The organism is Rathayibacter rubneri, from assembly GCF_023743255.1.
GTDB classification, from domain to species: domain Bacteria; phylum Actinomycetota; class Actinomycetes; order Actinomycetales; family Microbacteriaceae; genus Rathayibacter; species Rathayibacter rubneri.
Genome location: NZ_JAMRYM010000074.1, coordinates 1 through 17,709 on the forward strand (window position 1 = coordinate 1; position 17,709 = coordinate 17,709).

Sequence of the window (17,709 nt, forward strand, 5' to 3'; positions counted from 1 at the left end):
AGGCCACTCCGTGCCCACTCCCGCCCACTCCCCCGCCCGGGGCTCGATCCTCCGGCAGCCGCTCGCCGTCTGGGCCGTGGCCTTCGCGGCCGTCATCGCCTTCATGGGCATCGGCCTGGTCGATCCGATCCTCCCGGCGATCGCCGAGAGCCTCGAGGCGACCCCGACCGAGACGTCGCTGCTGTTCACCAGCTACCTCGTGATCACCGGCGTCGTCATGTTCTTCACCAGCTGGCTCTCGAGCCGCATCGGCGCCAAGAAGACGCTGATGATCGGCCTCGTCCTGATCGTGGTCTTCGCCGCGCTCGCGGGCACCGCGGGCAGCGTCGAGGGCGTCATCGGCTTCCGCGCGGGCTGGGGCTTCGGCAACGCGCTCTTCATCTCGACCGCGCTCTCGACCATCGTCGGAGCGGCGAGCGGAGGCAGCTCGGCGGCGATCGTGCTGTACGAGGCCGCCCTGGGCGTCGGCATCGCGATCGGCCCGCTGCTGGGCGGTCTGCTCGGCAGCGTGTCGTGGCGCGGGCCGTTCTTCGGCACCGCGGTGCTGATGGCCCTCGGCTTCATCGCGATCGCGACGCTCCTGCGCGAGGACGGCCCCCGTCCGACCCCGACTCCGCTCTCGGCGCCGTTCAAAGCCCTCGCGGTCCCCGCGATCCGCACCCTCGCGGGTGCCGCGCTGTTCTACAACATCGGCTTCTTCGTGCTGCTCGCCTACACGCCCTACCCGCTGGGACTGGACGAGATGGGACTGGGCTTCACGTTCTTCGGCTGGGGCCTGGGAGTCGCGATCACCTCGGTCTTCGTCGCTCCGCTGCTCACCGCCCGCCTGCCGCGCACCGTCGTGCTGCGCTCGGTGCTGGTGCTGCTGGCGCTCGACCTCGTCGCCGGCGGCCTCGCGATCTCATCGCGCGTGGGCCTGATCGTCTGCATCGTCGTCGGCGGACTGCTGCTGGGCGTCGTCAACACCGTGCTCACCGAGTGCGTGATGGAGGCGACCGACCTGCCCCGCTCGGTCGCCTCCTCCGCGTACTCGGGCGTGCGGTTCCTGGGCGGAGCGATCGCCCCGCCCGCCGCCTCGGCCCTCGCCGCGGCGATCTCGCCCGCGTTCCCGATGTATGCCGCGGCCGGCGCGGTGCTCGTGGCGGCGCTGATCGTGCTGCTCGGCCGCCGGACCCTCGCCCGGGCGGACGCCCACGGCGCGGAGCCGGAGCTCGTCGAGGCCCAGGCGATCGTCGTCGGCGAGTCGCTCTGAGGCTTCCCGCTGGGGCGCATCCCCCTCTGCTGGTCGAGTAGCCCCGCAGGGGCGTATCGAGACCCGCGACCGCCGGCGGGTGGGCCCTCCGGCCGCGCCGTCCGACGTCGGTGGATCTCGATACGCCCGCTCCGCGGGCTACTCGATCAGCAGAAGACGCCCGCTCCGTGGGCTACGCGAGCAGCAGGGTGCAGCCGGACAGGACGGCGCCCCTCCTACAGAGACGCGGCCAGCTGGGGGTAGACCGCCTCGAGGGGCGCGGTCAGGCCCGACTTGACCTGGCGGCTCGTCTCGTCGGCCAGCACCTCGAAGGCGCCCGACTCGAGTCCGTCGAAGGTCTGGCCGACGACATCGACGGGGCTCGCCTTGGGCCCCTCGGCGCCCGCCGCCATCGGGGTGTCGACGTAGCCGACGTGCAGCCCCAGCACGTGCACTCCCTGCGGAGCCAGCTCCAGGCGGAGCGAGTTCGTCGCCGACCACAGGGCCGCCTTCGACGCGCTGTAGCCGCCGGCGACCGCGAACCAGCTGAGGGCCGAGTGGACATCGACGATCGCGGCACCCGGGGCCTCGGCCAGCCTCGACGCGAACGCCTTGGCGAGCAGCACAGGAGCGAAGAAGTTCGTCTCCATCACGTCGCGCAGCTCCTGGGTCGAGAGCTCGAGCAGGCTGTAGCTCGCTCCCGAGACGCCCGCGTTGTTGACCAGCACGGTGACGTCCGGGGCCGCCTCGACGGCCGCGGCCACCGACTCCGCGTCGTTCACGTCGAGCACGAGCGGAACGACGCGCTCGTCGCCCCACTCCTTCGGGCGGCGGGCGGCGGCGTAGACCTTGGCCGCGCCGCGCGCGAGGGCCTGGGCGACGAACTCGGATCCGAGCCCTCCGTTCGCTCCGGTGACGAGGACGACGGCTCCGTGGAGTGATGGCATGGTGGAAGCTCCCGATTCTGCGGGTCGCGGTGATCACGACCTCTGCGTGGGGCAACATCGGAGCAGTGGGTTGGAATTCCCAACTCACTCGACGAGGCGCGGGGACGCGCCGGAGTGGAGATCCCGTGACCGCCGTCGGCATCACTCCCCGGGCCTGCCCGATCGCCGCCGGACTCGAGGTTCTCGGCGAGCGCTGGAGCCTGCTGGTGCTGCGCGAGATCGCCTTCGGCGAGCACCGCTTCGACCGCATCCGCGTCTTCACCGGTGCGCCGCGCGACGTGCTGACGGCGCGGCTGCGCACCCTCGAGGAGCACGGCGTGATCGAGCGCGTCGCCTACTCCGAGCGGCCGCCCCGCTTCGAGTACCGCTTCACCGAGGCCGGGCGCGACGCCGTGCCCGTGCTGATCGCCCTCGCCTCCTGGGGCGAGCGCTGGGCGCGCGAGCCGTCGGCCGTGCAGCCGTACCGGCACCGCTGCGGCGCGCGCCTGGATCCCGTGCTGCACTGCGCCGAGTGCGGCGAGCGGATGGACGCGGACTCGGTGTCGCTCGCGGACGACGCGGTCGCCTGACACGCTCACCGCAGGCCTAGGGCGCCACCTCGAACATCCGGGGCCGCAGCGCCGCTGTCCGCGGATCCGCCGCGCACGCCCGCAGCGCCGCCGCCAGCACTCCGGGAGCGGGGTGCGCGTCGCGGACGTACACGTCCACTCCCGCCGGGGTGAACGGCGTGCGGGCGAACCGGGTCAGCGCCCAGCCCGCCTCCTCGTCGGCCGCCACGAACGACCAGCGGCTGCGCGCGAGCAGCGTCAGCGGCTCGACTCCCCGCCAGCGGAAGCCGTCCGGGTCGAGCGGATCGGGGGCGTCCAGACCGACGACGCACCGCGTCGCGCGTCGGCCGCGCCAGCTGACGACGTCGGCGACCTCACCGCTGGGCAGCGGCGCGTAGGTGATCGCCACCCCCTCCCGGCCCCGCCAGAGCGGCAGGCTCGACCCGCGGACGAACCAGGTGCCGCTCGCGAGAGCCCTCACGGCAGCGCGTGCTTCACGTTCGAGCGCGCGAGGGCGATCGCCTCGCCGGCCCCGCCGTTCATCACGATCTTCGACATCGCCAGCGCGAAGCCCTTCACCTGGGCCCCGGTGATCGTGGGCGGGAGCGACAGGGCGAGCGGATCGGTCACCACGTCCACGAGCACGGGTCCGTCCTCGGCGAGCGCCTCGCGCAGCGCACTCTCTACCTCCTTCGGATCCTCGACCCGGATCCCCCGGATGCCGACCGCCTCGGCCACCTTCGCGTAGTCGACCATCGGCACGTCCACCGCGAAGTCCGGGAAGCCGTCCACCAGCATCTCGACCTTCACCAGCCCGAGCGTGGAGTTGTTGAAGACGACGATCGTGACGGGGAGCCGGTACGCGGCCACCGTCACGAGCTCGCCCATCAGCATCGAGAGGCCGCCGTCGCCGCTGAGCGAGACGACCTGGCGCCCGGGGTGGGAGAGCTGGGCGCCGACGGCCTGCGGCAGCGCGTTGGCCATCGAGCCGTGCAGGTACGAGCCGATCAGGCGGCGGCGGCCGTTGGGAGTGATGTACCGCGCCTGCCAGACGTTGCCCATGCCGGTGTCGGCGGTGACGATCGCATCCTCCGAGAGCAGTCCGTCGAGCGTCGAGGCGACGAGCTCGGGGTGGATCGGGCGGCGCTTCTCGACCTCCGTGTACTTCCCGACGACACCGGTGACGAGCTTCTCGTGCTTCTTCAGGGTCTTCTCGAGGAAGCGGTGGCTCTTGCGCTGCACGAGCGGAGTGAGGGCGCGCAGGGTCGCGCCGACGTCGCCGTGCACCGGGTGGGCGACGCTCACGCGGCGCCCGAGCTTGGACGCGTCGGTGTCGATCTGGGCGATGACGACCTCGGACGCGTCGGGCAGGAACTGCTCGTAGGGGAAGTCGGTGCCCAGCAGGATCAGCAGATCGGCGTCGTGGATGCCGGCGTGCGCGGCTCCGTAGCCCAGGAGGCCCGTCATGCCGACGTCGTACGGGTTGTCGTACTGGATCCACTCCTTGCCGCGGAGGCTGTGGCCGACGGGCGCTCCGACGAGCTCGGCGAAGGCGACGACCTCGTCGTGCGCGTTCCGCACCCCGGCTCCCGCGAAGATCGCGACCGTCTTCGCGGCGTCGATCGCTGCGGCGAGCGCTTGCACGTCGCCCTCGGCGGGGACCGCGACCGCCGGCGACGGAAGCACGAACGCGGGGAACTCCCCCACGGCCTCGAACTCGGCGACGTCGCCGGGCAGGGTGACGACGGCCACGCCTCCCAGCGCCACCGCGCTGCGCATCGCGGCGTTCACCACGCGCGGCGCCTGCGCGGCGGTCGACACCAGCTCGCGGTAGTTCGAGCACTCGACGAACAACCGGTCGGGATGCGTCTCCTGGAAGTACGACGAGCCGATCTCGCCGCTGGGGATGTGGCTGGCGATGGCCAGCACCGGGGCACCGGAGCGGTGCGCGTCGTACAGGCCGTTGATGAGGTGCAGGTTGCCCGGTCCGCAGCTGCCCGCGCAGACGGCCAGCCTCCCGGTCAGCTGGGCCTCGGCACCCGCGGCGAAGGCCGCGGCCTCCTCGTTGCGCACGTGGATCCAGTCGATGCCTCCCTTCGCCGAGCCGCCGCTGCGGCGCACCGCGTCGACGACCGGATTGAGGGAGTCCCCGACGATGCCGTAGATCCGGGAGACCCCGGCGTCGATGAGCTGGGCGATGAGCTGGTCCGCGACCGTCTTCTGAGCCATGCCCCCATTCGACTCCCCCTGCCTGGACGTCGCCTCCCGCATCCCCCTGCAGTCGGAGTCGCCGGAGCCCTAGGTTGGGGGAGTCCGCTGTCCCGCGGGCGCGACGCGCCCCCGCAGAACCAGGAGTCCTCCATGAACCGCCGCCGTTCCTCCCTCGTCCTGGTCGCGGCAGCGGCCCTCGCGCTCGGCCTGGGCGGCTGCTCGAGCCTGAACAGCCTCGCCGGCGGCGAGACCCGCGATGAGGAGTCGGGGGAGATCACCGAGGGCGGCACCACCGACGTCTTCCAGCTGCGCGTCGGCGACTGCCTGAACGACGAGCTGACGGAGGAGGCCACGGAGGTCACCGACGTGCCCACCGTGCCGTGCACCGACCCGCACAGCTACGAGGTCTTCCAGAACATCACGATGGCCGAGGCCGACGAGTACCCGGGCGAGGACGCGACGACGCAGCAGGCCGAGGACGGCTGCCTCGCCGCCTACGACGCCTTCGTGGGGCTGACCTACCAGGAGTCGAAGTACGACTTCAGCTACTACTACCCCACCTCCGAGAGCTGGGGCAGCGGCGACCGGACGATCAACTGCCTGATCACCGACCCCGAGGGGCTCACAACGGGCAGCCTCGCGGGCGTCGCCGCCTGATCCGCGCGCAGAACGTCGGCTGGCGAGGGGGTCTCCCGGCTGTCAGCGGAGAGTCCCCCTCTCAGCCGACGTTCTGCGGCACGGACGCCGGGTCGGGCCGCGGGAAGGCCCGGAGCAGCGCTCCCGAGACGATCCAGATCGCCGCGATCCCGATCACGAGCCAGCCCGCGTCGAGGCCGGAGGCCGCGCCCGCCAGGGTCGCGCCCACCGCGGCGGCGGCCGCCCGGAGTCCCGCGCCGATCGTGAACACCTGCGAGCGCACGGCCGCCGGGCTCTCCTGATCGCGCAGCAGCAGCATCGCCGCGTTGGCCGGTGCGGTGAAGACGCCGGCGACCGCGAAGGCGACGATCACGACGACGATGCCGAGATCCGGCGCCGCGACCAGCAGCGAGGCGCCGGTCGCGGCGAACCCCGCGCCCATCACCCACGACGGCGGTCGCCGCGTCCAGCGGCGGGCGGCCACCGCGAGGGCCCCCAGGAGACCGCCGATCGCGAAGGCCGTCAGGATCCAGGCGGCGCCGGCCGTCGTGCCCAGCCGCTCGATCGAGAGGGCGATGGCGGCCACACCGGCGGCGCCTCCTCCGATCTGGCTCAGCGTGCCCGAGAGGGTGACGACCGCGATCGGACGGTGCCGGACGAGGTGGGTGACGCCCGCGGCGATGGTGCGGCCGACGCCGACGGTCGGAGCCGGTCGCGCGTCCATCCGCAGGGCCAGCGAGCCGAGCACGCCGACGAGGGCGAGGGCGGCCATCACGAGCATCGCGGCCCGCGCGTCGGCGACCGCGATCGCGAGTCCCGCGAGCGCCGGTCCGCCGATGGAGGCGACGGTGTACGAGAGCGAGTCCTGCGCGTAGGCGCGGCGCGCCTCCGGGATCGCGCTGGTGACGAAGCTCGACATGCCGCCCATCGAGACCGGGGTCGAGAGCCCGGCGAGCACGAGGAGCACGGCGATGAGCACGGTGGGCACGTCGCCGAGGAACGCCGCGACCGCGAACGCCGCGGCCGTCGCGATCGCGGAGGCCACCAGCAGCCGTCGCGGATGCCGCACGCGGTCGAGGACCGTGCCGACGAGCGGCGCCGCGACGACGCTCGGGAACAGCGCCGCACCGGTCAGCAGACCGCCGAGCGCGACGTCGTCGAGCCGCTCGACGGCGAGGACGGGGAGGGCGACGACCATGCCCGCGCTCGCGAGGCGGAGGGGGATCGAGGCGGCCAGGTAGGTGAACGCGCTCATGCGACTCGAGGGGACATCGACTCGATTTTCCCACGCGCGCGGAGGCGGCGCGGACGGTAGCGTCGAAGCGCCGGGCGACGCCCCGGCACGACGGGGGATGAGCCGTGAGCACGACGAGCGCACCGGTCCGCACCAGCGGCGCCGCGCCCCGCAGCACCACCCGGGCCGTCCTGCTGGGGCTGCTCGCGATGATCGTCGTCCCGGTCGCGATCGTCGTCGCGACGAACTCGTGGTCGGCCCGCGGTCCCGCCGACCACGTGCGGATGGCGCTCGGCTCGGTCGTCGCCCAGTGCGTCTCGGTGGTCGGGGCCTGGTGGCTGGCGTTCGACCGGCGCCGGGCCGCCGCGAGGGGCGCCACCTGGTTCTGGGCGCTCGCCTGCCTGGTCACCCTCGGCGCGGTGTCGTCGATCGGGGCGGTCGCGGACCGGCTCACCGCGCTGATCGCCGGCTGAGCCCGTCCGGGCGTCGTCCGTCAGGCCATCGGCGCCCGCCGCGCCTGCGAGGCCGCGGCCGCGACTCCGAGCCGCCACGGCTCGCCGTGCCCCGGCAGCAGGGTCTGCGCGCCGGTCGCCGCCAGCACGTCCAGCGAGGCGAGCGAGCGGTCGGTGTCGGCCGTGGCCGCGCGCGCCACCAGGTGCGGCCCGGTGCGGGCGGAGTAGGGGTCGAGCGTCACGAGGGCGTCGCCGCCGATCACCGCGCCCCGATCGGCGAGGTGCAGCGAGACGTGCCCGTCGGTGTGACCCGGGGTGGCGAGCACGACGGGCGATCCCGGGACGTCGAGCGTCTCGCCGTCGTGCAGGGCCACGGTGGTCGTGAGCGGAGGCACGGCCAGCGCGCCCGCGCGCGCCATCGCGCCGAGCACGGGGATCGCCGAGGGGTGGCGCAGCGGGTACACGAACGGCGTGCGCTGCCGCCGGTACGAGTAGGGGTGCGCCGCGAGCGGCGCGTCCGAGGGGTGCAGCAGCACCGGGACGCCGCGCTCGGCGAACCGGCGCGCGACGCCGACGTGGTCGAAGTGCGCGTGGGTGAGCACGAGGGCGTCCACGTCCGGGATCCCCCGGCCCAGCACCTCCAGCGCGCGCAGCAGGTGCGGCCAGGTGCGGGGCAGGCCGGCGTCGACGAGGGTGATCCGCCCGGCCTCCTCGATCAGGTAGAGGTTCGTGTAGGCGTGCTCGATCCGGTGCACCCCGGGGACGACGTCGCGGAAGAAGGCCGGTCCTCCCCGGGGTGCGCTCCGCCTGCCGTCGCCCCGCCGCGCTCCGTTCGGCTGCGTCATCGTCGTCTCCTCCGCTCCCGGCGCCCGCCCGCCGGACCGCCTGCCTGGACGCTAGGGCCCGCGTCGTGCGCTCGAGAAGGGCGTTGACCGCGGGGCACCGGATCGGGCAGTCACACCCGCGCGCGGCTCCGGAGCCCCTTCAGCGCCAGCTGCAGCGCCGCGAGCAGCAGCAGCGCGGCGAAGAGGATCCCGGACAGCCGCGCGGACAGGAGGAACGACAGCGCGACGCCCGCGAACGAGAAGGCGGTCGCGGCGAGGCCGACGACGAGGCCAGCGCGCACGTCGAGCAGACCCCTCCGCGCGTTGGCGATCGATCCGCTGATCGCGGTCGGGATCATCGCGGCCAGCGACGTGCCCTTCGCCAGCAGATCGGCGAGCCCGAACGCGCCGACGAGCACCGGCACCGCGATGGCCCCTCCGCCGATGCCGAAGAGTCCCGACGCGATCCCCATGGCGGCGCCCAGGCCCGCGAACCCCGGCCACACGCCCCAGCCCTCGGCGACGTCGCCGCTCTCGTTCGAGCCGAAGACGGCCATCCGGACCGCCGCGGCGACCAGCAGGGCCACGAAGAGCCAGCGCAGCACCCCCAGGGGGAGCCGGGCCAGGAGCCACGAGCCCAGCAGTGCGCCGAGGACCGCGGCGGCCGCGATCACCGCCGCCGGGAGCCACGCGACCTGCCCGGTGAGCGCGTAGGCGAAGGCGCCCGCCACGGAGGTGGGGGCGATCGCCAGGAGCGACGTCGCCGAGGCGCGGCGCTGGTCCATCGCGGCCCAGGCGACCAGCATGGGCACCATCACGATGCCGCCGCCGACGCCGAACGCTCCCGAGAGCACGCCGCCGATCGCACCGATCAGTCCGAGGAGCAGGTACTGCCGGGTGCTCCGCGGGGGCGCCGCCGAGCCGTCCGCAGGAGCCGCCGGGGCGTTCGCGTCGTCCGTCACTCCCCCATCGCACCACGGCGGGCGTCCCCTGGGCGAATCCCGTCGCACGGGCGAAACATCGAGTGCGTAGCCTTCGACCTGCAGCGACGCGGTGCCGCCGAGGGGGGATCGGGCGCCCGGCGCCGGGAGGGGGACGACGATGAAGCGCACGACAGCGACCACCGGAGCGATCGCGGGCGCCGGGGGCGTCCTGGCCGCGGCCGGCGCCGTGGCCCAGGCGACCCCGTGGCCCTCGGCGCTCGCGATCCGCGCGGTGTTCGAGCGCGAGGCGCGCCGCACCGCCGAGGCGATGCGCCCCTTCGTCCCGGAGGGGATCACGCGCGTCGCCGAGATCGTGCCCGCCCGCGACGGCGCTCCGGCCACGACCGTCGACGTGTTCCGCTCTCCCGGGCCGGGCTCGCGCCCGACGGTGGTCTGGATCCACGGCGGGGCGTGGATCTCGGGTCACCGGCACGACGTCGAGCCCTACCTGCGCCTGCTCGCCGACGCCGGCTACACGGCGGTCGGCCTCGACTACGGACGCGGCCCGGAAGCGGTCTACCCGACCGCGCCGAAGCAGCTCCTCGCCGCCCTCGAGCACCTGCGCCGCCACGCCGGCCGCCTGGGGATAGCACGCGACGGCATGGTCCTCGCGGGCGACTCCGCGGGGGCGCAGCTGGCCAGCCAGCTCGCGACGGCGATCACCAACCCCTCCTACGCCCGCGACGCCGGCCTCACGACGACGCTCCCGGTCGACGCGCTGCGAGCGGTGATCCTGCACTGCGGCGTCTTCGACCTCTCCGGGGTCTCCAAGGTCACCGGAGCGGCGGGCTGGGCGTTCCGCGCCGCGCTCTGGGCGTACACCGGCCACCGCGCCTGGTCGGACTCGGCCGCCGGGAGGCACATGTCGACGATCGAGCACGTGACGCCCCGGTTCCCGCCCGTGTTCATCAGCGGAGGCAACGCCGACGCCCTCACGGCCCGGCAGTCGCGCCCGTTCGCCGCGCACCTGCGCTCGCTCGGCGTCCCGGTCACGGACCTGTTCTGGGGCGAGGGGCACGAGGCGCAGCTGGGGCACGAGTACCAGTTCCACCTCGAGCTCCCCGACGCGCGCCTCGCGCTGGAGCGGACGCTCGCGTTCCTCGAGCGCACGACGGCCCGGTGACGCGGCGAGCACTCTCTCTGGCAGTTCGCTGAGGGAGCGCCGTCGCAGCGTGACGATCCGGCGCCCGGCCGCGTCCTACTCCCGGAACGCCACGATCGACCGGATCGGGCACGAAGCGGAAGAGGAGACCATGGCCGACAGCATCGCGACCACCACGACGGGCACCGGAGTCGGGCGCACCGTCATCGACGACGCCGTCATCGCGAAGGTGGCGGGCATCGCCGCCCGCGCTGTCCCCGGCGTCCACGCGCTCGGCGGAGGAGCGGCCCGCGCGATCGGGGCGATCCGCAGCGCCATCGGCAGCGACGACCGCGGCCAGGGCGTCAAGGTCGAGGTCGGCGAGCGCCAGGTCGCCGCCGACGTCGTGATCGTCGCCGAGTACCCCGCTGCGCTGCAGTCGGTCGCAGAGGGCGTCCGCTCGGCCGTCGCCGAGGCGATCCGCGAGATCGTCGGCATGGACGTCGCCGAGATCAACGTGACCGTCCAGGACGTCTTCATCCCCGAGGACGACGCGCCCGAGGCCGAGCCGCGCGTCGCCTAGGCGACCCCCACGACCCCGCCGGCGACCGCTCCCCCGGTCGCCGGCCTCCCCGGCCGGCGCACCCGCCCGGCCGATCCGAACACCAGTGGAAGGAGACCCGCATGGGACTCGACGACAAGCTCAAGAACGCCGCCCAGGACCTCGCCGGCAAGGCGAAGGAGGCTCTCGGGAACATCCAGGGCGACGAGGGCAAGGTCGAGGAGGGCCGCCGCGACCAGCACGCGGCCGACCTCAAGAAGACCGGCGAGGACGTCAAGGACGTCTTCAAGAACTGACGCGTCCCGCGTCCCGATGCCCCGCCGCCCTCGGCGGCGGGGCACCTCCCGGCCCTCACCCGATCCGGATCCCCCGGTCCTGATCGCGAACGGAGCACCGCATGCAGAACACCTGCGCCCGACCGCTCGACGTCGACGACGCCGTCGCCCTCGTCGCTGTCCTCGCGACCCTCGAAGGGCTGCTGGCCTCGCGCGGCCTGCCCGACAGCGAGACCGATCTGCTCCGCCGGAGCCTCGAGCAGGGCGGGAGCGTGCTCCCCGGCGCCGACGTCGACGAGCTCGCGGCCGCGCTGAGCGCTCTGAACGAGCGGCTCCGCAGCACGATCGGCTGACCCGGAGGACTCCGCCCCGCTAGCGTGGAGGCGACCGCACCGGCGCCGATCGATCCCGACACCGTCCGGCACGTCCCCCACTCCGAGGAGCAGCCATGTCCGGCGATCACTTCGTGCTGTCGACGGCCTCCCCGTGGGAGGACCGGACCGAGGTCATCGGCGTCTACGCCTCCGATGCATGGGCGCGCGAGGCCGCGACGGTGTGGCTCCGCTCCCCCGACCGCGACGCGTTCCCGCGCTGCGTCATCGAGTGCTGGAACGGAGCGCACCTGCTCCACCGCGAGGTGATCGAGGGCGTGCCCGACGACGTCAGCGGAACACCGACTCCGTCGTGAGGGCGTCCGCCCACGGCTCGCGGGCGGTCGTGACGTCGACCCCGGAGTCGGCGGAGTCGCGGATCGCCTGACCCAGCAGATGGTCCTGCAGGCCGTCGGCGAGCGGATAGGGAGCCGGTCCCTCGCCCCGCGCCCAGGCTCCGGTCGCCCCGACGAGGGCGTCGACGGCGATGTCCTCGTCGGACTGCCGCGCCCCGGGGTGCGGGTTCCGGAAGAGCACGTCGCCGTCCAGCGCGATCGAGTCGAGGTGGAACCCCTCGAGGTTGTGGTCGATCCCCGTCTGCCGCCGGGTGATCCGCGACTCCACGACCGAGCGCGGGCCGGCCATCCGCACGACGCTGTCGCCGTCGATCTCGCCGTGCGATCCGCGGATCGTGAGGCGGCGGTGGCGCAGCGGGGAGAACCACTGGTTGTCGACGAAGTCGTACAGCCCCGACCGTCCGCCGCCGAAGTCGAGCGTCGCCAGGGTCGTCGTCCGCTCCCGGGCCTCGGTCTCGTCGGTCCAGCCGTGCGTCGTCAGCGGATCCAGGAGCGGCGCGCGGAGGTCCCGGGCGCTCACCCGGGTCGCGTCGCCGGTGTCCCCCAGGAGTCCGCGCATGATCGAGACGGCGTGGTACAGGTGGTTCGAGCACACCTGCACGTGCGTCGGCGTGCCGATGACCCCCGAGCGGACCGCGCGCCAGCGGGCGCTGTGAGCAGGCATGAAGAGGCTCTGGTCGGCGACCTGGACGAGCCCGGAGTCGCCGACCTCGTCCCACATCCGCCGCATCGCGGGCGCATCGAGGGCGGGCGGCGTCTCCTCGAGCACGCGGACGCCCCGTCGGACCAGGTCGGCGGTGATGCCGGAGGCGACCTCGACCGGGACGGCGACGAGCACGAACTCGGGATCGCCGTGCTCGACGAGCTCGTCGACGCTCGCGAAGGCCGGCACGCCCTAGCGCGCCGAGACCTCGTCGCGGCGCGCCGAGCGCGAGTGGATCCCGGTCACCTGGAACGCCTCCGGCACGTCGCGGGCGAGGCGGAGGAAGAAGCCCGTGCGCCAGCCGGAGCCGACGATCGCGAAGCGGATCGGGGGTGTCGAGGTCATCGTCGTCGTCCTGTTCTGCGGGGGCGGGGCGGTGTCGTGCCGACCGGTGCGGTCGTGCTCGACCAGTGCGGGGGCCGCTCGAAGTGCGGCGGGAGCACGGTCGCGGCGTCGCCGCGCGTGCTCGAGACCTGCGCCTGCGTGAGGTAGAGGGCGCTCGAGAGATCAGCGCCCGACACGTCGGCGTCGCGCAGGTCCACGCCCAGGACGTCGCAGCCGCCGAGGTCGGCCCCGCGCAGGTCGGCCGCGATGAGCAGGGCGCCGCGCAGGTCCGCGCCGCGGAGATCGGCTGCGCGCAGATCCGCTCCGAGGAGGTCGGCGCCGGGGACGAGCCTGCGGTCCGGGCGGGAGCGCACCCCGGCGCGGGCGGCCGCGCTCGCGGCGATCAGGAGCGGACGGGCGGCGGCGAACTCGCCGTCGACGTCGGCCGCGAGGATCGCCTCCGGCGAGGCGAGAGTGAGGGCGTGCACCGCGTCGAAGCGGAGTCGGACGCCGTCCCGGGTCGCGGGGTCGACCCCGTCGAGCGCGAGCGCGACGTCGAGGTACCAGAGCAGCTCGTGGAGCCGGCGGACCAGCGGGAAGACGGCGAACATCCGCTCGCGCACCTCGGCGTCGCCGCGCCACGAGACGCCGCCGAACGTGTGCGTCGACACCTTCTGGCCGGCGCCGAAGCAGTCGAAGACGGTGCAGCCGACGAAGCCCTGCGGGCGGAGGGAGCGGTGGATCGTGCACGCGTCCTCGGAGTCGAGGTTCGCGCAGGGCTCCCCGGCGGGCTTGTCGACCGGGAAGTCGCGCGAGCGGGCGAACGCGAGGGCGACGCAGCAGAGGCCGAAGCAGTTCGCGCAGTCGGCGCCCAGATCCTCGCGGCGGCCGAGCTCGACCCGGGTGCGTGACGACATCGCGTCCGAGCCTACGCCGCGGTCAGTGCGCGAGCGCGAGCACGCCCACCACGAGGGCGCCGAGGCCCAGGAGGAAGGCGAGCGAGACCAGGCCCTGCCGCCAGGTCAGCCCCGCACGGCCCACGGCGATGAGGGCGATCGCGGCGAGGACGGCGGCGTAGATCCCGACGCCGATCCACAGCGCAGTGGTGGCGTCCACCCAGCCCAGGACGGCCGCGAGCAGCGCCAGCACCGGCAGGGAGGCGGAGGCGAGCGCGCCGGCGGCGATGCGGAGCATGACGCGCAGCTCCGCCCTGGAGGGCAGCGCGGCGTGGGTGACCTGGTGCGCGATGACCTCGGCCGTGAAGCCCGCCGCCGAGATGCCGACGATCGAGATCACGAGACTCCGCAGCGCGTGACCGGCGTCGGGGTGGTCGCCGACCGCGTAGATCATGATCACGGCGAGCCCGGTGAAGGTCGCGTACACGCGCTCCTTCAGGGCGCGGGCGCTCTCCTCGAGCGGGCGGCGCGTGTACGCCGTCCAGCGGGCGATGGGGCCGACCGGGCGCTGCGCCACCTCAGTACGAGGCGGAGTCGACGCGCGCGGCCGAGGAGTCGCCGGCGAGGCGGGCGGCCAGGTCGCCGAGGATCGTCGCGGAGCCGCTGGTGCCGAAGCGGGTGACGCCGAGCCCGCGGTAGGCGAGCAGCGTGTCGAGGTCGCGGACCCCTCCGGACGCCTTCACCTGGACGGCGTCGGACACGGCGCCGCGCATCAGGCGCAGATCGTGCTCGTTGGCACCGCCGCCCGCGAAGCCCGTGGCGGTCTTGACGAAGTCGGCGCCGGCGCGCTCGGACGCCTCGCTGCCCGCGACGATCTGCTCGTCGTCGAGGAGGCTGGTCTCGAGGATCACCTTCACGACGTGTCCGTCTGCCGCGTCGACCACCGCGCGGACGTCGTCCTCGACGTCCTGGAGCAGGCCGCTGCGCAGGCGTCCGATGTTGACGACCATGTCGAGCTCGCTCGCGCCGTCGGCGAGGGCCTGGCGCGACTCCGCGACCTTGGCCGCGGTGGAGGTGGTGCCGTGCGGGAACCCGATGACGGTGCCGACGAGGACGCCCGAGCCCTCGAGGCGGCGGACGGCGTGCGCGATGTCGGAGGGGCGGACGCAGACACTGAAGACCCCCGACGCGCGGGCCTCGTCGAGCTGCGCGTCGACCTCGGCGCGGGTCAGCTCGGGCTTGAGGATCGCGTGGTCGATGAGCGCCGCGATCTCGGCGACGCTGGGAAGGCTGGGGGTGCTCATGAAGTCGATTTTACCCGGGCGTCCTGCGCGGGAGGACGTGCCGGGTGGCGCTGCTCCGTCGAGGACGGCCGTGCGGAGCCGCGGCCGCCCGTCTCCCGACCCCGCGGACGAGAAGCGCCGGCACCGCGACCCCGGCGACGGCAGGTCTCGATACGCCCCTCCGGGGCTACTCGACCAGCAAGGCGGGGGACGCGGCGTTCCGCAGGGCGCGAGCTCCTTGCGTGCACGCCGTCGCGCAAGGTCGAGCGCATCGCGGAATCGCGTGCCAAGCGATTCCGCGGAGCGGACGCAGGACGCTCTGCGGAACCCGGCCGTCTGCGAACGCCGACTGCGGCGAGGAGTGCCGCAGGCACTCCGAGCACGGGAACACCGAAGGGGGCCCCGCGATCGTCAGATCGCGACGCCCCCTTCGGTGTGAGCGCAGCGGCACGCTGGTAGTCAGCGGCGCGCAGCGCCGCTGACTACCAGCTCGACTTGGTGATGCCGGGCAGCTCGCCGCGGTGCGCCATGTCGCGGAAGCGGACACGCGAGATGCCGAACTTCGACAGGTTGCCGCGGGGGCGGCCGTCGACGGCGTCCCGGCCGCGGACGCGGACCGGCGAGGCGTTGCGGGGGAGCTTCTGGAGGCCGACGCGGGCGGCCTCGCGGGACTCGTCGGTGCCGGCCGGGTCGACGAGAGCCTTCTTGAGCTCCAGGCGCTTGGCGGCGTAGCGGTCGACGATCACCTTGCGCTGCTCGTTGCGGGCGATCTTGCTCTTCTTGGCCATTTCTAGCGCTCCTCGCGGAAGTCGACGTGCTTGCGCACTACGGGGTCGTACTTCTTCAGCACGAGACGGTCGGGGTCGTTGCGACGGTTCTTCTTGGTCACGTAGGTGTAACCGGTGCCTGCCGTCGAACGGAGCTTGATGATGGGACGGACGTCCTGCTGCTTTGCCATTAGATCTTCACCCCACGAGCGAGAATGTCCTTGACGACGGACTCGATGCCACGGGCGTCGATGACCTTGATGCCCTTGGCCGACAGCGTCAGGGTGACGTTACGGCGGAGCGAGGGGACGTAGTACGTCTTCTTCTGCACGTTCGGGTCGAAGCGGCGCTTGGTGCGCCGGTGCGAGTGCGAGATGGCGTGCCCGAAGCCGGGAACGGCTCCGGTCACCTGGCAGACTGCTGCCATGGTTTCCTCCATGTGTGGTTACCGTGGGACGCACGCGGCACTCGGCCCCGCTCGACCCACCCAAGGTCACTTGTCGGCATACCGCCCGCTCGTCGCGGAGGTCGGGACCTCCGCCGCTCGGGCAGCACGCAAGCGCGTGCAGATGCACGCAACCTGAGTAGCTTACGTGATGCGGCGGGCGGGCGGCAAGAGCGTCTCAGCCCGACTGCGCCGCGTGCATCCGCGCGTAGTGGCCGTCGACCGAGAGCAGCTCGTCGTGGGAGCCCCACTCCACGATGCGGCCGGCATCGAGCACGACGATGCGGTCGGCCGAGCGGATCGTGGAGAAGCGGTGCGCGACGACCAGGGTCGTCCGCCCCTCGGTCAGCCGGCCGAGGGCGTCCTTGATCAGCGCCTCCGACTCGGGGTCGAGCGCGCTGGTGGCCTCGTCCAGCAGCAGCACGCGGGGGTCGCGGATGAGGGCGCGGGCGATCGAGAGCCGCTGGCGCTGACCTCCCGAGAGGCGGGCGCCGCGCTCCCCCACGACCGAGTGCCAGCCGTCGGGGAGCGATTCGACGATCTCCCACGCGTTCGCGTCGCGCAGCGCCGCCTCCATCCGCTCGTCGGACACCTCGCCGAGGCCGTAGGCGATGTTGTCGCGGATCGTGCCCTCGAAGAGCACCGACTCCTGCGGCACGACCGAGACCGAGCGGCGGAAGGTGCGCAGATCCAGCGTCTCCATGTCGACGCCGTCGAGCAGGATCCGGCCCGATGTAGGCCGGAGGAAGCCGAGCACCACGTTGAGCAGGGTCGACTTGCCGGATCCGGACGCGCCGACGAACGCCACCGTCTCGCCCGGTCGGAGGTCCAGGTCGATGCGGTGCAGAGCGGGTCCGTCGTCGCCGTAGCGGAAGTCGACCCGCTCGAGGGTGAGGCGGCCGTGCACCTCGCCGACGGGGCGCTTGCCCTCGTTGTGCTCGAGGTCGGGGTCCTCGAGGACCTCGGCGATGGAGCGGACCGACTCGAAGCCGCGGGCGGCGAGGGGCAGGAGCATCAGCAGGTTGGTCATGGAGGAGGTCAGGAGCGCGAAGTAGCTGCTCAGCAGCACGACCTGGCCGGGAGTGACGGGGAGCCATTCCGAGATCGAGACCCACGCGGCGAGCACCAGGCAGCCGACTCCGAGCAGCTGCAGGCTGACCCACGAGAGCGAGGCGAAGCGGCCGTTGAGCAGGTCGAGCTCGAAGCCGGCCTCGCGCACGCCCTCGGCTCCGGTGGCGACGGTGCGCACCGCGGTCTGCTCGAGACCGTGCGCGCGGGTGACGGGCATCAGCGTCGCCATCGCGCCGACGGTCGCCGAGAAGCGCTCGACCTCGCGGCGGAACTGCTCGTTGCGGCGCATGCTCCGCCGCTGCAGGATGCGCCGGAGCAGGACGGCGAGCGGGATGGCGAGGGCGTAGACGGGGAGGAACGCGGGCACGTTGATCGCCGTCATCGCGACGGCTCCGATCAGCACCATCACCGCCGAGAGCAGCGGGTTCGCGGTCTGCTGCAGCATCGTCTCGACGTTCTCGACGTCGCGGACGACCTTCGTCTGCACGATGGCGCTGTTCGCCCGGGCG

General features: G+C 73.4%; 24 protein-coding genes. 9 read left to right on the top strand and 15 right to left on the bottom strand.

The features are described 5' to 3' along the window. Positions 1-10: 10 nt before the first annotated feature. A complete protein-coding gene (locus tag NB037_RS14450) occupies positions 11-1,252 on the top strand; it encodes an MFS transporter (protein WP_251946879.1) in 1,242 nt (413 codons plus the stop codon). A 215-nt stretch (positions 1,253-1,467) separates the two neighbouring features. On the opposite strand, the gene NB037_RS14455 is transcribed toward NB037_RS14450, so the two are convergent. Next, complete coding sequence (locus tag NB037_RS14455; protein ID WP_251946839.1) at positions 1,468-2,178, bottom strand: SDR family oxidoreductase; 711 nt, start codon at positions 2,176-2,178, stop codon at positions 1,468-1,470. A gap of 125 nt (positions 2,179-2,303) precedes the next feature. Between NB037_RS14455 and NB037_RS14460 the strand changes: the two genes are divergently transcribed. Beyond that, positions 2,304-2,747: a winged helix-turn-helix transcriptional regulator gene (locus NB037_RS14460; protein ID WP_251946841.1), complete on the top strand. Its 444-nt coding sequence runs from the start codon at positions 2,304-2,306 to the stop codon at positions 2,745-2,747. 16 nt (positions 2,748-2,763) lie between these two features. On the opposite strand, the gene NB037_RS14465 is transcribed toward NB037_RS14460, so the two are convergent. Together NB037_RS14465 and NB037_RS14470 are read right to left on the bottom strand one after the other, a co-directional pair. Beyond that, positions 2,764-3,207: a hypothetical protein gene (locus NB037_RS14465; RefSeq protein WP_251946843.1), complete on the bottom strand. Its 444-nt coding sequence runs from the start codon at positions 3,205-3,207 to the stop codon at positions 2,764-2,766. Beyond that, the gene (locus tag NB037_RS14470; protein WP_251946845.1) at positions 3,204-4,955 is read right to left on the bottom strand and encodes a pyruvate dehydrogenase; all 1,752 of its coding nucleotides are present in this window, start codon (positions 4,953-4,955) and stop codon (positions 3,204-3,206) included. The genes NB037_RS14465 and NB037_RS14470 overlap by 4 nt, the downstream gene beginning before the upstream one ends. A gap of 132 nt (positions 4,956-5,087) precedes the next feature. Between NB037_RS14470 and NB037_RS14475 the strand changes: the two genes are divergently transcribed. Next, positions 5,088-5,594, top strand: coding sequence for a septum formation family protein (locus NB037_RS14475; protein WP_251946847.1), 507 nt, complete (start codon positions 5,088-5,090; stop codon positions 5,592-5,594). A 61-nt stretch (positions 5,595-5,655) separates the two neighbouring features. Here NB037_RS14475 and NB037_RS14480 read toward each other — a convergent pair whose 3' ends face one another. Next, complete coding sequence (locus tag NB037_RS14480; protein WP_251946849.1) at positions 5,656-6,828, bottom strand: MFS transporter; 1,173 nt, start codon at positions 6,826-6,828, stop codon at positions 5,656-5,658. A gap of 104 nt (positions 6,829-6,932) precedes the next feature. Here NB037_RS14480 and NB037_RS14485 point away from each other — a divergent pair, with 104 nt between their 5' ends. Continuing rightward, positions 6,933-7,280: a hypothetical protein gene (locus NB037_RS14485; RefSeq protein ID WP_251946851.1), complete on the top strand. Its 348-nt coding sequence runs from the start codon at positions 6,933-6,935 to the stop codon at positions 7,278-7,280. 20 nt (positions 7,281-7,300) lie between these two features. On the opposite strand, the gene NB037_RS14490 is transcribed toward NB037_RS14485, so the two are convergent. Both NB037_RS14490 and NB037_RS14495 read right to left on the bottom strand, forming a co-directional pair. Next, positions 7,301-8,104 (bottom strand): MBL fold metallo-hydrolase, encoded by an 804-nt coding sequence (locus tag NB037_RS14490; protein ID WP_251946852.1) that lies wholly within the window; start codon positions 8,102-8,104, stop codon positions 7,301-7,303. A 110-nt stretch (positions 8,105-8,214) separates the two neighbouring features. Continuing rightward, the gene (locus NB037_RS14495; RefSeq protein ID WP_251946854.1) at positions 8,215-9,045 is read right to left on the bottom strand and encodes a sulfite exporter TauE/SafE family protein; all 831 of its coding nucleotides are present in this window, start codon (positions 9,043-9,045) and stop codon (positions 8,215-8,217) included. A 139-nt stretch (positions 9,046-9,184) separates the two neighbouring features. Here NB037_RS14495 and NB037_RS14500 point away from each other — a divergent pair, with 139 nt between their 5' ends. The 5 genes from NB037_RS14500 to NB037_RS14520 all read left to right on the top strand — a co-directional run bounded on the left by NB037_RS14500 (position 9,185) and on the right by NB037_RS14520 (position 11,672). After that, the gene (locus tag NB037_RS14500; protein ID WP_251946856.1) at positions 9,185-10,189 is read left to right on the top strand and encodes an alpha/beta hydrolase; all 1,005 of its coding nucleotides are present in this window, start codon (positions 9,185-9,187) and stop codon (positions 10,187-10,189) included. 130 nt (positions 10,190-10,319) lie between these two features. Next, a complete protein-coding gene (locus NB037_RS14505; protein WP_251946858.1) occupies positions 10,320-10,730 on the top strand; it encodes an Asp23/Gls24 family envelope stress response protein in 411 nt (136 codons plus the stop codon). A gap of 101 nt (positions 10,731-10,831) precedes the next feature. After that, entirely contained in the window at positions 10,832-11,005 is a 174-nt protein-coding gene (locus NB037_RS14510) for a CsbD family protein (RefSeq protein ID WP_251946861.1), read from the top strand. Between the two features lie 101 nt (positions 11,006-11,106). Beyond that, positions 11,107-11,337, top strand: a complete 231-nt coding sequence (locus NB037_RS14515; protein WP_251946864.1) for a hypothetical protein — start codon at positions 11,107-11,109, stop codon at positions 11,335-11,337. A gap of 95 nt (positions 11,338-11,432) precedes the next feature. Continuing rightward, a complete protein-coding gene (locus tag NB037_RS14520; protein ID WP_251946866.1) occupies positions 11,433-11,672 on the top strand; it encodes a hypothetical protein in 240 nt (79 codons plus the stop codon). Here NB037_RS14520 and NB037_RS14525 read toward each other — a convergent pair. The 9 genes from NB037_RS14525 to NB037_RS14565 form a co-directional block, all read right to left on the bottom strand. Then, the gene (locus tag NB037_RS14525) at positions 11,647-12,603 is read right to left on the bottom strand and encodes a Gfo/Idh/MocA family oxidoreductase (protein ID WP_251946868.1); all 957 of its coding nucleotides are present in this window, start codon (positions 12,601-12,603) and stop codon (positions 11,647-11,649) included. The genes NB037_RS14520 and NB037_RS14525 overlap by 26 nt on opposite strands. Positions 12,604-12,606: 3 nt before the next feature. Next, positions 12,607-12,759 carry a hypothetical protein gene (locus tag NB037_RS14530; RefSeq protein ID WP_251946869.1) on the bottom strand — a complete coding sequence of 51 codons (153 nt, stop codon included), beginning with the start codon at positions 12,757-12,759 and terminating at the stop codon, positions 12,607-12,609. Beyond that, a complete protein-coding gene (locus NB037_RS14535; protein WP_251946871.1) occupies positions 12,756-13,655 on the bottom strand; it encodes a pentapeptide repeat-containing protein in 900 nt (299 codons plus the stop codon). Before NB037_RS14535 ends, NB037_RS14530 begins: the two co-directional genes overlap by 4 nt. 22 nt (positions 13,656-13,677) lie before the next feature. Then, entirely contained in the window at positions 13,678-14,211 is a 534-nt protein-coding gene (locus NB037_RS14540) for a hypothetical protein (protein WP_251946873.1), read from the bottom strand. A gap of 1 nt (position 14,212) precedes the next feature. Further along, complete coding sequence (gene deoC, locus NB037_RS14545) at positions 14,213-14,938, bottom strand: deoxyribose-phosphate aldolase (protein WP_251946875.1); 726 nt, start codon at positions 14,936-14,938, stop codon at positions 14,213-14,215. Between the two features lie 461 nt (positions 14,939-15,399). Beyond that, entirely contained in the window at positions 15,400-15,705 is a 306-nt protein-coding gene (gene rpsN, locus NB037_RS14550; protein WP_055786161.1) for a 30S ribosomal protein S14, read from the bottom strand. A gap of 2 nt (positions 15,706-15,707) precedes the next feature. After that, complete coding sequence (gene rpmG / locus NB037_RS14555; RefSeq protein ID WP_027692168.1) at positions 15,708-15,875, bottom strand: 50S ribosomal protein L33; 168 nt, start codon at positions 15,873-15,875, stop codon at positions 15,708-15,710. Further along, the gene (gene rpmB, locus NB037_RS14560) at positions 15,875-16,111 is read right to left on the bottom strand and encodes a 50S ribosomal protein L28 (protein ID WP_055786157.1); all 237 of its coding nucleotides are present in this window, start codon (positions 16,109-16,111) and stop codon (positions 15,875-15,877) included. The genes rpmG and rpmB overlap by 1 nt, the downstream gene beginning before the upstream one ends. Before the next feature lie 196 nt (positions 16,112-16,307). Continuing rightward, positions 16,308-17,709 (bottom strand): ABC transporter ATP-binding protein (locus tag NB037_RS14565; RefSeq protein ID WP_251946877.1); only part of this gene is annotated, 1,402 nt, incomplete at its 5' end.

What these genes read in the sequence shown, in the direction of transcription:
- NB037_RS14455 (WP_251946839.1), bottom strand. Translation starts at nt 2,178, where the DNA reads ATGCCATCACTCCACGGAGCCGTCGTCCTCGTCACCGGAGCGAACGGA.
- NB037_RS14470 (WP_251946845.1), bottom strand. Translation starts at nt 4,955, where the DNA reads ATGGCTCAGAAGACGGTCGCGGACCAGCTCATCGCCCAGCTCATCGAC.
- NB037_RS14475 (WP_251946847.1), top strand. Translation starts at nt 5,088, where the DNA reads ATGAACCGCCGCCGTTCCTCCCTCGTCCTGGTCGCGGCAGCGGCCCTC.
- NB037_RS14480 (WP_251946849.1), bottom strand. Translation starts at nt 6,828, where the DNA reads ATGAGCGCGTTCACCTACCTGGCCGCCTCGATCCCCCTCCGCCTCGCG.
- NB037_RS14490 (WP_251946852.1), bottom strand. Translation starts at nt 8,104, where the DNA reads ATGACGCAGCCGAACGGAGCGCGGCGGGGCGACGGCAGGCGGAGCGCA.
- NB037_RS14500 (WP_251946856.1), top strand. Translation starts at nt 9,185, where the DNA reads ATGAAGCGCACGACAGCGACCACCGGAGCGATCGCGGGCGCCGGGGGC.
- NB037_RS14505 (WP_251946858.1), top strand. Translation starts at nt 10,320, where the DNA reads ATGGCCGACAGCATCGCGACCACCACGACGGGCACCGGAGTCGGGCGC.
- NB037_RS14510 (WP_251946861.1), top strand. Translation starts at nt 10,832, where the DNA reads ATGGGACTCGACGACAAGCTCAAGAACGCCGCCCAGGACCTCGCCGGC.
- NB037_RS14515 (WP_251946864.1), top strand. Translation starts at nt 11,107, where the DNA reads ATGCAGAACACCTGCGCCCGACCGCTCGACGTCGACGACGCCGTCGCC.
- NB037_RS14520 (WP_251946866.1), top strand. Translation starts at nt 11,433, where the DNA reads ATGTCCGGCGATCACTTCGTGCTGTCGACGGCCTCCCCGTGGGAGGAC.
- NB037_RS14530 (WP_251946869.1), bottom strand. Translation starts at nt 12,759, where the DNA reads ATGACCTCGACACCCCCGATCCGCTTCGCGATCGTCGGCTCCGGCTGG.
- NB037_RS14535 (WP_251946871.1), bottom strand. Translation starts at nt 13,655, where the DNA reads ATGTCGTCACGCACCCGGGTCGAGCTCGGCCGCCGCGAGGATCTGGGC.
- deoC (WP_251946875.1), bottom strand. Translation starts at nt 14,938, where the DNA reads ATGAGCACCCCCAGCCTTCCCAGCGTCGCCGAGATCGCGGCGCTCATC.
- rpsN (WP_055786161.1), bottom strand. Translation starts at nt 15,705, where the DNA reads ATGGCCAAGAAGAGCAAGATCGCCCGCAACGAGCAGCGCAAGGTGATC.
- rpmG (WP_027692168.1), bottom strand. Translation starts at nt 15,875, where the DNA reads ATGGCAAAGCAGCAGGACGTCCGTCCCATCATCAAGCTCCGTTCGACG.
- rpmB (WP_055786157.1), bottom strand. Translation starts at nt 16,111, where the DNA reads ATGGCAGCAGTCTGCCAGGTGACCGGAGCCGTTCCCGGCTTCGGGCAC.